Consider the following 13,346-nt stretch of genomic DNA (forward strand, 5'->3'; position numbering starts at 1 on the left):
TATCAGCCTTCCTTGGCCTGTGGCGTCCAGTTTTGCTGGGGGATCGGCAATTCGCAGGAGTCACCCCGGCCCATCGGGAAGTATTTGAAGCCTTTGCGCGCCAAGCGCTCACCGTCGTACAGGTTGCGACCGTCGAAAATCACCGGGTTTTTCAGGCGCTGCTGGATCAGTTCGAAATCCGGCGCCTTGAATTGCTGCCACTCGGTGCAGACGATCAGCGCGTCGGCGCCGCTCAAGGCCGATTCCGGAGTGCCCAGCAGGGCCAGGCGTGGCTCGTCGCCATAAATACGCTGGGTTTCCTGCATGGCTTCCGGGTCGAACGCACGGACATTGGCGCCGGCGGCCCACAGTGCTTCCATCAGCACGCGGCTTGGCGCGTCGCGCATGTCGTCGGTGTTGGGCTTGAACGCCAGGCCCCACAACGCGAAGGTCTTGCCTTTCAGCTCGCCCTTGAAGAAAGCGTTGATGCGTTCGAACAGCTTGCTCTTCTGGCGCTGGTTGATGGCTTCCACGGCTTCGAGCAGGTCGCTGGAGCAGTTGGCTTCCTTGGCGCTGTGGATCAGGGCGCGCATATCTTTGGGGAAGCACGAGCCGCCGTAGCCGCAGCCCGGGTAGATGAAGTGGTAACCAATGCGCGAGTCGGCACCAATGCCCAGGCGCACCGCTTCGATGTCGGCACCCAGGTGTTCGGCCAGTTCGGCGATCTGGTTGATGAAGCTGATTTTGGTGGCCAACATGCAGTTGGCGGCGTACTTGGTCAGTTCGGCGCTGCGCAGGTCCATGAAGATGATGCGGTCGTGGTTGCGGTTGAACGGCGCGTAGAGGTCGCGCATCACTTCACGCACTTCTTCGCGCTCGCAGCCGATGATGATGCGGTCCGGGCGGCGGCAGTCGGCAACGGCCGTACCTTCCTTGAGGAATTCCGGGTTGGAGACGATATCGAACTCCAGGCGGCGACCAGCAGCCTGCAGGTTTTTCTCGATATGGGCGCGCAGCGTGTCACCGGTGCCGACGGGAACGGTGGACTTTTCCACCAGGATCACCGGTTCCACCCGGTGGCGGGACACCGCATCACCGACCGACAGTACGTATTTCAGGTCGGCGGAGCCGTCTTCGTCCGAAGGCGTGCCTACCGCGATAAACAGCACTTCACCGTGTTCAACGGCGAGCTTTTCATCATAGGTAAAGTGCAGGCGTCCGCTTTCCAGGTTTTCCTTGACCATGGCCGCCAGGCCCGGTTCAAAGATCGTCACGTGACCTTTCTGGAGTGATTCGACCTTGCTCTTGTCAACGTCCATGCAGATGACATCGTGACCGACTTCGGCCAACACGGTGGCTTGCACCAGACCGACGTAACCACTACCAAATACACTGATTTTCATGGGGCATTCCTGGGACTAATACTGCTAGCACGACGAGAGTTAATAACCAGTACACCGAGGATGACCAGCGCCACCCCCAGGGTTTTTGAAAGCGAAAAATGTTCGTTGAACACCGGCAGGCTGGCGGCCAACAGGTACACCAGCGCATAGCTGATGCTGAGCAACGAATAGGCGCGGCCCAGGGGCAGGTCTTTGAGTGCCCCCAGCCAACAGAGCATCGACAGCGCATAGGCAATGATCGCCAGGATCACCACGCCCAAGGCGCCAAGATCGATAGCATTCTGGTTGAAGGCCGTCAGCCATTCGGCGGGCAGCGGCAGGCGTGTCATGCTCCAGCGCATGCCCAACTGGGCGGCGCTGACCAGGCCGACACTGCCCAGGGCCAGGGCAAAACCGCGCGCCTGGCTCATACCTGACGCCCCAGCAACACCACGCCGGCGATGACCAAGGCGACACCCAGCCAGTGACGGCCATCGATATGTTCGTGAAAGACAAAGTGCGCCATCAGCGTAACCAGTACGAAGTTCAGGCTGAGCATGGGGTAGGCAATACCCACCTCCAGGCGTTGCAGCACCAGCAGCCACACCAGCAGCCCCAAGCCCAGGCAAAACAGCGCCGACCACAACCATGCTGAACGCAGTTTCGGTGCCCAGCCCTGCGGCTGGTCGCGCCAGCTTTCGACGGCAAACTTTTGCGAGACTTGGCCCATGCAGGTGAGCAGACAGGCGCTCAGCAACAGCAGCAACGTGATCATTGCGTGACCTGAGGGAAGATCATGATCACGATGTTGCCTTGCTCGTAGCGCTTGCCGTCTTTGGGCAGCAACTCGACTTCAGCGACTTCGTCTTCACCCTTGACCCGCATCACCACCCCCACGGCGCCTTGCTTGCGCGCATCGCTCATCCATTGCTGGACTTGGGTGGGGTCGATCTTGCGGTAGGCCGTGTCCGGGTAGGCAAGGCCGTACTTCACTTCACCCACGGTGTTGTAAAGGGTGATTTCCGGGCGTGCCACACGCCAGGACAAGGCCGACGCGGCGCCCAGGTCATTGCTCAGCAACGCGGTGGTTGGTTGCAGTTCCTGCAAGTGATCGATGATGAACTGGTCCGGCGTCTTGTTATACACCACTGAATGCGGCAACGCGGCCGGGACCAGGGCCACCAGCAGCCAACTGCCGACGACGGGCGCCGCCCACAGCGTCAACGGCCGTGCAGCTTGCAGCAGGCTGGTGACGATCCAACCGAACAGGAAGGTAAACACCAGCACCAGGCTGAGGGTTTCCTGCCCGGGTTCGTAGATCGGCTTCTTCAACTGGAACCAACTGATCGCCAGCAAGGCGAGGACGCCGATCACCAGGTTCAACCCACCGTTGATGCGCAATGCACGGGCCTTGCCCTGGCTGAGCTTGTCGCTCAGGGTCGAGCCCATCAGCAGGGCCAGCGGCAACAGGCACGGCATGATGTAGGACGGCAGCTTGCCCTTGGCCAGGCTGAAGAATGCCAGGGGCATCAACAGCCACAGCAACAGGAACGCGGTTTTCGGCAGGCGCTTATCCACCCAGGCGTGTTTGACGGTAGAGGGCAGTAGCGCGACCCACGGCAGCGAGAACGCCACCATCAACGGCAGGTAGTACCAGAAGGGTTCGGCATGCTGCGCATCTTCACCGGCAAACCGCTGGATGTGTTCGTGCCAGAAAAAGAAGTTCCAGTAGTCCGGCTCTTGCAGGTGCACGGCCAGGGCCCACGGCACGCTGACGGCGATCGCCACGACCACGGCGACGATGCCGTAACCCACCAGCTCACCCAGGCGTTTTTGCCAGATGGCGTAGGGCAGGGCGATCAGCACCGGCAGCAGCCATGCCAGGAAACCCTTGGTCATGAAACCCATGCCGCAGGCAAAACCGAGCAGGGCCCAGGACCACAAACGGCCACGGCGGGTGGTGCTGTCGAAGCAGAACCAGAGGGCAACGCCTGTCAGGTTGACCCAGAAGGTGAACTGCGGGTCCAGGTTGGCATAGCCGCCGAGCAGCGCCACGCTGACGAAGCTCATGTACAGCACGCTGCTGATCAGGCTCTTTTGCGGGTCGTTCCACAGCCGGCGAGAGACCAGGTACACCAGCAGGATGCTCAGCCCGGTGCTCAAGGCCGAGGCAAAGCGCACGCCGAACAGGTTCTGCCCGAAAATCGCCTGGCCCAGCGCGATCATCCAGTAGCCGGCGGCGGGTTTTTCGAAGTAGCGAATGCCCATGAAATGCGGAGAGGCCCATTTGCCGGTCAGCAACATTTCCTGGCTGATCTGCGCATAGCGGGTTTCATCGGGAATCCACAGGCCGTGAGTGGCCAGCGGTAACAGGTAAAACACGCCAAACGCCAACAGGAGCAGGGGCAATGCCCAGCGCCGGATCATGCCTGCTGCACTCCGAGCCAGCCTTCTCGGCCGCTCAACGCACCACGCACCAGTTGTTGCTGGGGCAGGGTGGTCACATCCGCAGGCAACAGGTCGCCCAGGGGTTTGAAGTCGATGCCGCGCTGCCCGGCTTGGGCGAGCAACTGGCGGAAATCATCAGCCATCAGAATCCCTTCTACTTCTGCGTGGATCGTGTAGACGTTCAGTTTCGACGAGGAAAACCTGTCGAGAATGAAGTTGTTGAAGTCTTTGGCAGCCACGACCGGCCCGACGACTTCGTCGAAGGTCGGCAGGTCTACCGGAATTTGTGGGGTGCCCGCGCTGCCATCGGCCAACGTCGGTCGAAACAGGCTGGTGCCCCGGCAATCACTGTTGTAGCGGAAATTGAAAGCTTGTTTGGCCTGCACCACGCGTTCATCGGCACGCCAGCCGGCGGCCGCTGAACAATCGACGCGCTCGCCCAGGATGTCGCTCAGGGTATCGACGCCACGGCGGATCTGTTCGACCAGCTGTGCATCGCTCCAACGCCCGGTGTTGGCCTGCCAGCCGTGGTGATCCCACGCGTGCAGACCGACTTCATGGCCGGCGGCCTTGGCCTGGCGCATCAAGTGCCCCAGGTCACGCCCGATCGGCTTGCCCGGCCAGGCGGTGCCGGCGAGCAAGATATCCCAGCCGTACAGCCCGGCCGCATTGGAACGCAGCATCTTCCACAGGAATTGCGGACGGATGAGGCGCCACAAGTGGCGCCCCATGTTGTCCGGCCCAACGCTGAAGAAGAACGTCGCTTTTATCCCGGCTTCATCCAGGGACTCGAGCAACCGCGGCACACCTTCACGGGTGCCACGGTAGGTGTCGACGTCGATGCGAAGACCTGCCTGCATTACTTCTGCACTTCACTAGAGTGAGCGATTTCGAGCATGGCTTCTTTCAAGAAGAAGTCCAGGGTGTTACCGATGGTTTCGCTCATCTCTACGGTCGGCTCCCAGTTCAGCAGGCGCTTGGCGTTTTCGATGCTTGGCTTGCGGTGCGCCACGTCCTGGTAACCAGTGCCGTAGAACGCCTTGCTCTCCACGTCGCGGAAACCGGCGAACGGAGGGAAGTTGCTGCGCAGCGGGTGAGCTTCGAACTGACGCAGCAGCTCTTCGCCCAGTTGACGGATGCTGGCTTCGTTTTCCGGGTTGCCGATGTTGACGATCTGGCCGTCGCACACACCGTTTTCGTTATCAATGATGCGTGCCAGGGCTTCGATACCGTCGGCGATGTCAGTGAAGCAACGCTTCTGCTCGCCACCGTCGAACAGGCGGATTGGAGTACCTTCCACCAGGTTCAGGATCAGCTGGGTGATGGCACGGGAGCTGCCGATACGGGCCGAATCCAGACGGTCCAGGCGCGGGCCCATCCAGTTGAACGGACGGAACAGGGTGAACTTCAGGCCTTTGTCGCCGTAGGCCCAGATCACGCGGTCCAGCAGTTGCTTGGAGACCGAGTAGATCCAGCGCTGCTTGTTGACAGGGCCCACCACCAGGTTGGAGGTGTCTTCGTCGAAGTACTGGTCCTGGCACATGCCATAGACTTCGGAGGTCGACGGGAAGATCACGCGCTTGTTGTACTTGACGCAGTAGCGAACCAGTTTCAGGTTCTCTTCGAAGTCCAGTTCGAATACGCGCAGCGGGTTGCGGGTGTATTCGATCGGCGTGGCGATGGCCACCAGCGGCAGGACCACGTCGCACTTCTTGATGTGGTACTCGATCCACTCGGTGTGGATGCTGATATCGCCTTCCACGTAGTGGAAGTTCGGGTGGCTGCGCAGGCGCTCGATGGCGTCGGAGCCGATGTCCAGGCCGTAGATTTCGTAACGGTCGTCACGCAGCAGGCGCTCGGACAGGTGGTTGCCGATGAAACCGTTCACACCCAGGATCAGGACACGGGTACGACGTGGCTTGCGGCCGGACTCGGCGCCGCGCAGTACCGAACCATCCACCAGACCCAGCGCATCCGCCAGTGCCGGGCCGGCCAGGAACAAGCCGTCGGCGTTACGCTGACCGAACTTGACCACCAGGGAGTCTTCGCCGCAGGCGATGCGCAGCGGGTTGACGCTGATCACGCGGCCCGGCGCCATGCCTTCGTTGCCCTTGAGCACTTCGGCCTGCCAAACGATCAGTTTGTGCTCGCCAACGGCGCAGAAAGCCCCCGGGTAAGGTTGAGTGACGGCGCGAACCAGGTTGAACAGCTCTTCAGCCGGTTTTTTCCAGTCCAGCTTGCCATCGGCGGCGGTGCGGCGGCCGAAGTAGGTGGCCTGGCTTTCGTCCTGGGCGGTTTCAGCCAACTTGCCCTGGGCCAGTTGCGGCAGGGCATCGCGCAGCAGGTTGGTGGCCGCTTCACGCAGTTTGGCGTGCAGGGTCAGGCCGGTATCAGTGCGGTCGATGATGACTTTCTGCTGGGCCAGGATGGCGCCGGCATCGGCGCGCTTGACCATGCGGTGCAGGGTCACGCCGGTTTCGGTTTCGCCGTTTACCAGCACCCAGTTAGCCGGGGCGCGGCCACGATATTTAGGCAGCAGGGAGCCGTGCAGGTTGAACGCACCTTTTTTGGCGGTGGCCAGCAGGGCTTCGCTCAGCAGGTTGCGGTAGTAGAAGGAAAAGATGAAATCCGGGTTCAGCTTGGCGATGCGCTCGATCCACAGCGGGTGGTTGGCGTCTTCCGGCGCGTGTACCGGGATGCCATTGCGTGCGCAGAGCTGGGCGACGGAACCGTAGAAGTTGTTTTCCTTGGGATCATCGGCATGGGTGAACACGGCAGCAATGTCGTAGCCGGCGGCCAGCAGGGCTTCAATGCCTGCACAGCCAATATCGTGATAAGCAAAGACAACAGCTTTTGAATTCATGACGAAACCTGATCGGAAGGAGAAGTGGAAGTGTGAGAAGTTGCCAGGCCGTCGACCACGACGACCGGAGCCGGTGCTGCGGGCTGGTTGCGCAACACCTTTTCGATAAAGAAGCGTGGACGGGCACGCACGTCACTGTACATGCGACCCAAGTACTCACCCAAGAGGCCCATGCCGATGAATTGACCGCCGGTGAACACGAACAGCACGGCAAACAGCACGAACATGCCTGAACCGGCCCATTCGGCACCGAAGACCAGGCGCAGGAAGATCAACGCAAAGGCAAACAGCATGCCCAGTGCCGCCAGGCTGAAGCCGACGATGGACAGCAGGCGCAGCGGGGTGGTGGTCATGCAGGTCAGCAGGTCGAACATCAGGCTGATCAAGCGCATGGCGCTGTATTTCGACTCGCCGTGCTCGCGCTCGGCATGGTGCACCAGAATTTCCGTGGTGTGGCGGGCAAAGCCGTTGGCCAGGATCGGGATGAAGGTGCTGCGTTCGCGGCAGGCCAGCATCGCGTCGACGATGGTGCGGCGATAGGCGCGTAGCATGCAGCCGTAGTCGGTCATGGCCACGCCGGTGGAGCGCTGCACGGCCAGGTTGATCAGGCGCGAAGGCCAGCGGCGGAAGGCCGAGTCCTGGCGGTTGTTGCGCACGGTCGCAACCACGTCGTAGCCGAGGGCGGCCTGCTCCACCAAGCGCGGGATTTCTTCCGGCGGGTTCTGCAGGTCGGCGTCGAGGGTAATCACCACGTCGCCACGGCACTGCTCAAAACCGGCCATGATCGCGGCATGCTGGCCGTAGTTGCGGTTGAGGATCACCGCCACTACGTTGCTGCCGTCTTCGGCGGCGGCGTCTTCCAGCAACTGGGCCGAACTGTCACGGCTACCGTCATCCACCAGGATGATTTCGTATTTGTAGGCCAGTTGCTTGCAAGCTGCCGTCGTACGACGCAGCAATTCAGGCAAGCTGTCTTCTTCGTTGTAGACCGGGATAACGATCGACACGAGATCAATAGGGTAGGGTTTCAAAGATTCAAGACCTCGGGGCTAGAGCAATTGAAGCGTGAAAACAGCAGTAATCCGGGCTGATGGACAGCGTGCAGATTAAACGTAGCGTGGGGTTGCGGCGTTCATTTGACATTCCTGGGGACGGTCGCGAGTTTCTTCCATGGGCCAGCAGAGTAAAGACGAAATATAGGAAAGATCAACAGCTTAGTTGGGAAAAACGCGGTTCGTTCTGAAGTCATACGCCCAAGGTTAAGCGGAAAAATGTGCAACGAATATGAAAGGCATATGAAAAACTCGTTTTTTTCACAAATAGACAGCCAGGGTTCAGCTAAGTAGCTGACGCGCCAAGGGATAGATTTCCTACGCAGTCACCTGGCGATTTTAACCCCACATTCAACAATCTTCTCTGCATTAGCCCTCAAGTGCCGGTAAAGTAAGCCATCTCTTGCCTGGATACTCGGATGAACAGCGTGCAGCTTTTTCGCGGCCAGTTGCGGCCAGCCTTGATAGGGTCGTTGATGGGGTTATTGCTCAGCGTGGCCGGTGCTACAACCGTGTATGCCGACGACGGTGTAACGCTGACCACGATCGACCAGGTGCCGGAAGGCGTCGAGGTGCGTGGCAAACAGGTCGCGGCCTATACCTGGGACGACCGCCAGGGCAAGAACCTGCTGGTACTCGCCGAGCAGGTCAGCGAGCGGGACGACGATGGCACCCAGTCGGCCTTTGTCTACGCTGCCCAGTATTTGCTGGATGGCAACCATGCCAAACGCGTCTGGATGCTCTACGACGATGTACAGCATTGCGAGTTCGATGCCGCGCTACGTTTTGACCGGGCCGCCACCAAAGTCACCGACCTGGCGGGAGATGGCATCACCCAGGCCACGGTCGGCTACTCGCGCACCTGCACCAGCGACGTCAGCCCGCGTGAATTCAAGCTGATCATGCATGTGGGGAAAGCGCAGAAATACCGCCTGCGCGGCGTTGATCGTGTGGGCGCAAGCTGGTGGGACGAGGAAGCCGGTGCGTTGCGTGGCATGCCGTTGCCCAAGGATTGCAGCGTCGCCGCGCAACAGGCGCTGGTGAGTCAGTACCAGGAGCAGGGCACCGAACTGCCGCTGCCGGGCTGTTATGGCGATGAGAAGGACTTCGCCAAGGCGCCGGACAGCTACCTGGCGTTCATGCGCCAGCATTGGTTTGCCCTGATGCAGGCGCAGGATGCCGATTGGAGCCAGTCACAGTCCCAGGCCCAAGACCCGGTGGAGGACGATCAATCGCCGTGATTTTGTGCCAGGGCCGGTCCTGCGTTAGACTCGGCCTTCGCCAATTCACTAAATACACCTATTAATCAACGAGTTGATAGGTGTATTTAATCCAAAGGCTGAATTGTTTTGACTGAGACTATCCGCAACCCGCTGACCCTCTACCTCACCCGCCTGGCGCCCTCCAGCCAATTGACCATGCGTTACGTGCTGCAGGATGCCGCCGACCGCCTCGGTTTCGAAGACATCAACCTCGAAGAGATCGACTGGCACCTGTTGCAACCGGAACACGTGATCGCCCTGATTGCAGCCTTGCGCGAGGACGGCTATGCGCCGAACACCTCGTCGCTGTATGTGAACGCCGTGCGTGGCGTGATGAACGAAGCCTGGCGCATGAGCCTGATCAGCCAGGATCATCTGCTCAAGATGCGTTCGGTCAAGGCCGCCTCCGGCACGCGCCTGGGGCAGGGGCGCAACCTGCGCCGCACGTTGATCCGCGAACTCATGGAAGTCTGCGCCGCCGACCCACGCCCTCAGGGCCTGCGCGACGCCGCCGTCATCGGCATTCTGTATGGCTCAGGCATGCGCAAGTCGGAATCGGTCAACCTGGATCTGGCGCAGGTCAACTTCGAGGAACGCAGTTTGCGCGTGACCGGCAAGGGTCATAAAGAACTCCTCAAGTACGCGCCGCAGTGGGCCTTCGCCAAGTTGCAGGCGTGGCTGGCGTTTCGTCGCGAGCAACTCAAAGAGGGGGAAGAGGACGATACATTTTTATTCAACCGCATCCGCCGGGGCAGCCATATCACCCGGGAGCGTATTACCAAGCATGCGATCTATTACATCGCCCGCCAGCGCGGCGAGCAGGTGGGCGTGAAGATCATGCCCCATGATTTCAGGCGTTCATTCATCACCCGTGTGATTGAGGAACATGACCTGTCGATCGCCCAGAAACTGGCGCACCACACCAATATCCAGACCACGGCCAGTTATGACGTGCGCGACGACAATGAGCGGCGGCGCGCGGTGGATCGTTTCGATCTGTAGATGAGCTCAGATCTGTAGCAGAGCTCAGCTGTGGGGGCAGGCGTCACCGACACGAATGTAGTCCAGTTCATGGCGCACACCCTGGCTATCGACGTAGATCACATGCCCCTTGACCGGCCCGCAGGGCGTAGCCGCTGCGCGGGTGCTGCGCACGGCCTTGGCGATATCCAGGTCTTGCGCGTAATCGTCGGCCTGGTTGACCGGCGTATTGACGCCCGGGCCGGGGTCACCCTGGGCGGCGGCGAGGGTGCTGAACAGGCTCAGCACGGCAATCAGCAAGTAACGCATGGCGACCTCCAACCCCAGCGGGAGTGGTTTGACGAGGTTGCCATTCTATAAAGCTCGGCCGCAGGGGCTGAACGGATTCCGGCCAATAGCGGTTATCAGTGAAAACGATGTCAGGACCGCGCAGTCACCAGGTGCGGCGGCAGACGGCGCAAGGTCCACAGGGTGACGAGCAGCGCAGCCAGCGCGCACAGTGCGATGCCCACCAACATCGGCGCAGGCGTGTGATCGGCAAACACACCGACCAGGGCCATGCACACCGCCCCGGTGATCATCTGGATGGCGCCCAGCAGGGCTGACGCGGAGCCCGCTACCGCGCCATGATCCTCAAGGGACAGGACGCCGGCCGCCGGCAACAACAGGCCGAGGAAACCGAAGCCGATAAACAGCAGACTCATCATCACGGCCAGATGACTGCTCCATGCCGTGGTTACCGCGAGCAAACCCAACACACTGGCGACGGCGATCACTGACCCGCGAATCAGCCGCGCCAGCCCATAACGCGCACTCAGGCGCGCAGTGAGTTGGCTCATGGTAAAGAACGACGCGGCATTCAGCGCAAAGCACAGGCTGAATTGGGTGGGTGTCAGGCCGAAATACTCGATGTACACGAACGGTGCACTACCGATGAACACGAAGAAGGTGGCCAGACCAAAGCCACTGACCAACGACAACCCGATGAACACCGGATCGCGCAATAACGCCCCGTAGCTGCCGATGGCATTGCCCAGCGTCTTGCCCAGGCGGCGTTCGGCCGGATGGGTTTCGGGCAGTTGCAGCCGCGTCATCACCAGGCACAACACCGACACGACGGCCAGCACGGCAAATACCTCGCGCCAACTCCAGATCGAGATCACCAGGCTGCCGGCCAGTGGCGCCAGGATCGGCGAAACACTCATGACCAGCATCAACAACGCCATCAAGCGCGCGGCTTCATGGCCGGTATACAGGTCACGCACAATCGCCCGGGGAATCACCATCCCGGCGCACGCGCCGAAGGCTTGCAGCGCACGAAAGCCAATCAGCACTTCGATAGTGGGGGCCAGCGCACAGCCGACACTGGCCACGGCAAAAATCGCCAGCCCTGCATAAATCGGCGGCTTGCGCCCGAATACATCGCTGATCGGCCCGTAGAACAACTGGCACACGCCGATGATGACGAAGAATACGGTCAGGCTCATCTGCACCGCCGCCGGCGAGGCATGCAGGCTGGCACCCAGTGTCGGCAGCGCCGGCAGGTAGCTGTCGATAGCGAACGGGCCTATGGCCGTGATCAACCCCAGCAACACGGCGAGGCGGGCAATACTACGGGACATGTGCAATTCCAGGCGAAGCAAAGGCCGGTCAGCTTAAGGGATTCGTGCAGATCCGCAAACTTGGTCTTCACTGACGACAAAGGCTGCCGATAACGTGGTTAGCGATGTTAAAGCCGTTGGGTATGGGGATATCTGCATGACGATCAAATTGCGCTTGGTGCTATTGATTGCGACCGGACTGCTCACTGCGTTGATCATGAGCCTGGCCAGTTACCTGGGGAATACCCGGATGGCCGCGGCCGTGCAGGACAACGAGATGAGCATGACGGTGCTGCGTAACCACATGGAAGCCGACATGATGCACGACGCCCTGCGCGCCGACGTGTTGTCGGCCATGCTGGTGGGCCTGGGGAAAAGCACCAGCACCGCGGCCGAAGTCAATGCATCGATCAAAGAGCATGCCGAACACTTTCGGCAAGTGTTGAGCGACAACCTCAAGTTGCCGTTGGACGATGCGCTCAGGGTTAAACTGGAAAAAATCAAACCCACCCTGGACACCTATATCAGCGCAGGAGAGCGCATAGTGGCGCTGGCCTTGGACAACCCCGAGGCCGCACGCGGGGAACTGGCGACCTTCAATAGCATCTTCAGCCAGCTTGAAGATCAGATGGCGACGCTGAGCGAGCAGATCGAAACCAACACCCAGCAAACCAGCGTCGGCACGCAGCAGACCATCCATAACGCCAACCTCACCCTGGCGGTCGTGCTGATCGCCAGCCTGTTGCTGTTATTGGCCCAGGGCCGCTGGGTCGCGTTGAGTATCATGGCGCCCTTGCGCGCTGCCAGCCGCATTGCCGCAAGCATTGCTCAAGGCAACCTGAGCGAACCGATCGTCGAGCCCCAGCGCAAGGACGAAGCCAGCTCATTGATCCGGAGTCTGGCGATCATGCAGCGCGACTTGCGCGGCATGATCGAAGTGGTGCGCAGCAACGCCCACGGCGTCAACGGCATGAGCGAGCAACTGAGCCAGGGTTGCCATGAAGTGGCCGACAGCAGCCAGCAACAAAGCTCCGCCGCCAGCACCATGGCGGCCGCTGCGAGTGAAATGACCGCCAGCATCGAGGAAATCACCCGGCACTCCGAGCGTGCCTTGAGCATGGCCAATCAGGCGCAAAGCCTGGCCAAGGACGGTGGCCAGGTGATTCACCAGGTGGTGACTGACATGGACGGTATTGCGCGCTCTGCGCAGCAGTCGGCGCAAGTGATCCGTACGCTGGATAAAGAGTCCGAAGCGATCTACAGCATCATCCAAGTGATCAAGGGCATTGCCGACCAGACCAACCTGCTGGCCCTGAACGCCGCCATTGAAGCCGCCCGTGCGGGAGAGCAAGGGCGTGGTTTTGCGGTGGTCGCCGATGAAGTGCGCAGCCTCGCCGGGCGCACCAGCGCGTCCACCCAGGAAATCGCCAGCATGGTCGGGCGAATCCAGCAAAGCACCCGCGAAGCGGTGATGAGCATGGAGGAGGGGGTTGCCCAGGTGGATAAAGGCATGGCCGTGACCGCCGATGTGGAGCGGGCGATCCGAGAGATCCTGCAGGCGACGCTGAACACCACTGAATTGGTGACGGATATTTCCCGCACCATCAGTGAACAGAGCCTGGCCAGCAATGAAATTGCTCATCAGGTGGAAATGATCGCCGGCATGTCGCAAAACAATAGCCGAGTCATCGGTGAAACCGCTTCGACGACAGACGAGTTGTCGAGCCTGGCGGGCAAGCTGTCGCAGTCGGTGGACCGGTTTCAGCTATAAACAAGGA

The 13,346-nt window shown here is 60.7% G+C and carries 12 protein-coding genes and 1 pseudogene; 4 read left to right on the forward strand and 9 right to left on the reverse strand.

Annotated elements, in window-relative coordinates:
- Window positions 1-2: 2 nt before the first annotated feature.
- From ACQRBT_RS22395 to arnC, 7 genes are read right to left on the reverse strand one after another with little or no spacing between them, the layout of a single operon-like run.
- Entirely contained in the window at window positions 3-1,382 is a 1,380-nt protein-coding gene (locus ACQRBT_RS22395) for a UDP-glucose dehydrogenase family protein (protein ID WP_060753013.1), read from the reverse strand.
- The gene (gene arnF / locus ACQRBT_RS22400) at window positions 1,379-1,792 is read right to left on the reverse strand and encodes a 4-amino-4-deoxy-L-arabinose-phosphoundecaprenol flippase subunit ArnF (RefSeq protein ID WP_104993828.1); all 414 of its coding nucleotides are present in this window, start codon (window positions 1,790-1,792) and stop codon (window positions 1,379-1,381) included. The genes ACQRBT_RS22395 and arnF overlap by 4 nt, the downstream gene beginning before the upstream one ends.
- Complete coding sequence (gene arnE, locus ACQRBT_RS22405; protein WP_090371035.1) at window positions 1,789-2,136, reverse strand: 4-amino-4-deoxy-L-arabinose-phosphoundecaprenol flippase subunit ArnE; 348 nt, start codon at window positions 2,134-2,136, stop codon at window positions 1,789-1,791. Before arnE ends, arnF begins: the two co-directional genes overlap by 4 nt.
- Entirely contained in the window at window positions 2,133-3,788 is a 1,656-nt protein-coding gene (gene arnT / locus ACQRBT_RS22410; RefSeq protein WP_412046066.1) for a lipid IV(A) 4-amino-4-deoxy-L-arabinosyltransferase, read from the reverse strand. The genes arnE and arnT overlap by 4 nt, the downstream gene beginning before the upstream one ends.
- The gene (gene arnD, locus ACQRBT_RS22415) at window positions 3,785-4,669 is read right to left on the reverse strand and encodes a 4-deoxy-4-formamido-L-arabinose-phosphoundecaprenol deformylase (protein WP_104993826.1); all 885 of its coding nucleotides are present in this window, start codon (window positions 4,667-4,669) and stop codon (window positions 3,785-3,787) included. Before arnD ends, arnT begins: the two co-directional genes overlap by 4 nt.
- Window positions 4,669-6,672: a bifunctional UDP-4-amino-4-deoxy-L-arabinose formyltransferase/UDP-glucuronic acid oxidase ArnA gene (gene arnA, locus ACQRBT_RS22420; RefSeq protein ID WP_412046065.1), complete on the reverse strand. Its 2,004-nt coding sequence runs from the start codon at window positions 6,670-6,672 to the stop codon at window positions 4,669-4,671. The genes arnD and arnA overlap by 1 nt, the downstream gene beginning before the upstream one ends.
- On the reverse strand, window positions 6,669-7,703 hold the full coding sequence (arnC, locus tag ACQRBT_RS22425) for an undecaprenyl-phosphate 4-deoxy-4-formamido-L-arabinose transferase (protein WP_161548040.1): 1,035 nt from the start codon (window positions 7,701-7,703) through the stop codon (window positions 6,669-6,671). Before arnC ends, arnA begins: the two co-directional genes overlap by 4 nt.
- A gap of 440 nt (window positions 7,704-8,143) precedes the next feature.
- On the opposite strand from arnC, the gene ACQRBT_RS22430 reads away from it, so the two are divergent.
- Both ACQRBT_RS22430 and ACQRBT_RS22435 read left to right on the forward strand, forming a co-directional pair.
- Window positions 8,144-8,965, forward strand: a complete 822-nt coding sequence (locus tag ACQRBT_RS22430; protein ID WP_412046064.1) for a M949_RS01915 family surface polysaccharide biosynthesis protein — start codon at window positions 8,144-8,146, stop codon at window positions 8,963-8,965.
- A 108-nt stretch (window positions 8,966-9,073) separates the two neighbouring features.
- Complete coding sequence (locus ACQRBT_RS22435) at window positions 9,074-9,988, forward strand: site-specific integrase (RefSeq protein ID WP_060753021.1); 915 nt, start codon at window positions 9,074-9,076, stop codon at window positions 9,986-9,988.
- A 24-nt stretch (window positions 9,989-10,012) separates the two neighbouring features.
- Here ACQRBT_RS22435 and ACQRBT_RS22440 read toward each other — a convergent pair whose 3' ends face one another.
- The gene (locus ACQRBT_RS22440) at window positions 10,013-10,276 is read right to left on the reverse strand and encodes a DUF2790 domain-containing protein (RefSeq protein WP_205343867.1); all 264 of its coding nucleotides are present in this window, start codon (window positions 10,274-10,276) and stop codon (window positions 10,013-10,015) included.
- A gap of 110 nt (window positions 10,277-10,386) precedes the next feature.
- Window positions 10,387-11,589, reverse strand: a complete 1,203-nt coding sequence (locus ACQRBT_RS22445; RefSeq protein WP_205343866.1) for a multidrug effflux MFS transporter — start codon at window positions 11,587-11,589, stop codon at window positions 10,387-10,389.
- Between the two features lie 136 nt (window positions 11,590-11,725).
- Between ACQRBT_RS22445 and ACQRBT_RS22450 the strand changes: the two are divergent.
- Window positions 11,726-12,481: pseudogene (locus tag ACQRBT_RS22450) on the forward strand (MCP four helix bundle domain-containing protein); the annotation flags it as partial.
- Between the two features lie 132 nt (window positions 12,482-12,613).
- Complete coding sequence (locus ACQRBT_RS22455) at window positions 12,614-13,339, forward strand: methyl-accepting chemotaxis protein (protein ID WP_416146698.1); 726 nt, start codon at window positions 12,614-12,616, stop codon at window positions 13,337-13,339.
- The last annotated feature ends 7 nt before the right edge of the window (window positions 13,340-13,346 follow it).

The sequence above is a fragment of the Pseudomonas sp. R19M genome, from assembly GCF_050312585.1.
Lineage (GTDB): Bacteria > Pseudomonadota > Gammaproteobacteria > Pseudomonadales > Pseudomonadaceae > Aquipseudomonas > Aquipseudomonas palleroniana.

Bases quoted from the DNA above. Each gene is read 5' to 3' on its own strand.
- ACQRBT_RS22395 (WP_060753013.1), bottom strand. From the start codon at position 1,382: ATGAAAATCAGTGTATTTGGTAGTGGTTACGTCGGTCTGGTGCAAGCC.
- arnF (WP_104993828.1), bottom strand. From the start codon at position 1,792: ATGAGCCAGGCGCGCGGTTTTGCCCTGGCCCTGGGCAGTGTCGGCCTG.
- arnE (WP_090371035.1), bottom strand. From the start codon at position 2,136: ATGATCACGTTGCTGCTGTTGCTGAGCGCCTGTCTGCTCACCTGCATG.
- arnT (WP_412046066.1), bottom strand. From the start codon at position 3,788: ATGATCCGGCGCTGGGCATTGCCCCTGCTCCTGTTGGCGTTTGGCGTG.
- arnD (WP_104993826.1), bottom strand. From the start codon at position 4,669: ATGCAGGCAGGTCTTCGCATCGACGTCGACACCTACCGTGGCACCCGT.
- arnA (WP_412046065.1), bottom strand. From the start codon at position 6,672: ATGAATTCAAAAGCTGTTGTCTTTGCTTATCACGATATTGGCTGTGCA.
- ACQRBT_RS22430 (WP_412046064.1), top strand. From the start codon at position 8,144: ATGAACAGCGTGCAGCTTTTTCGCGGCCAGTTGCGGCCAGCCTTGATA.
- ACQRBT_RS22440 (WP_205343867.1), bottom strand. From the start codon at position 10,276: ATGCGTTACTTGCTGATTGCCGTGCTGAGCCTGTTCAGCACCCTCGCC.
- ACQRBT_RS22445 (WP_205343866.1), bottom strand. From the start codon at position 11,589: ATGTCCCGTAGTATTGCCCGCCTCGCCGTGTTGCTGGGGTTGATCACG.
- ACQRBT_RS22455 (WP_416146698.1), top strand. From the start codon at position 12,614: ATGGCGGCCGCTGCGAGTGAAATGACCGCCAGCATCGAGGAAATCACC.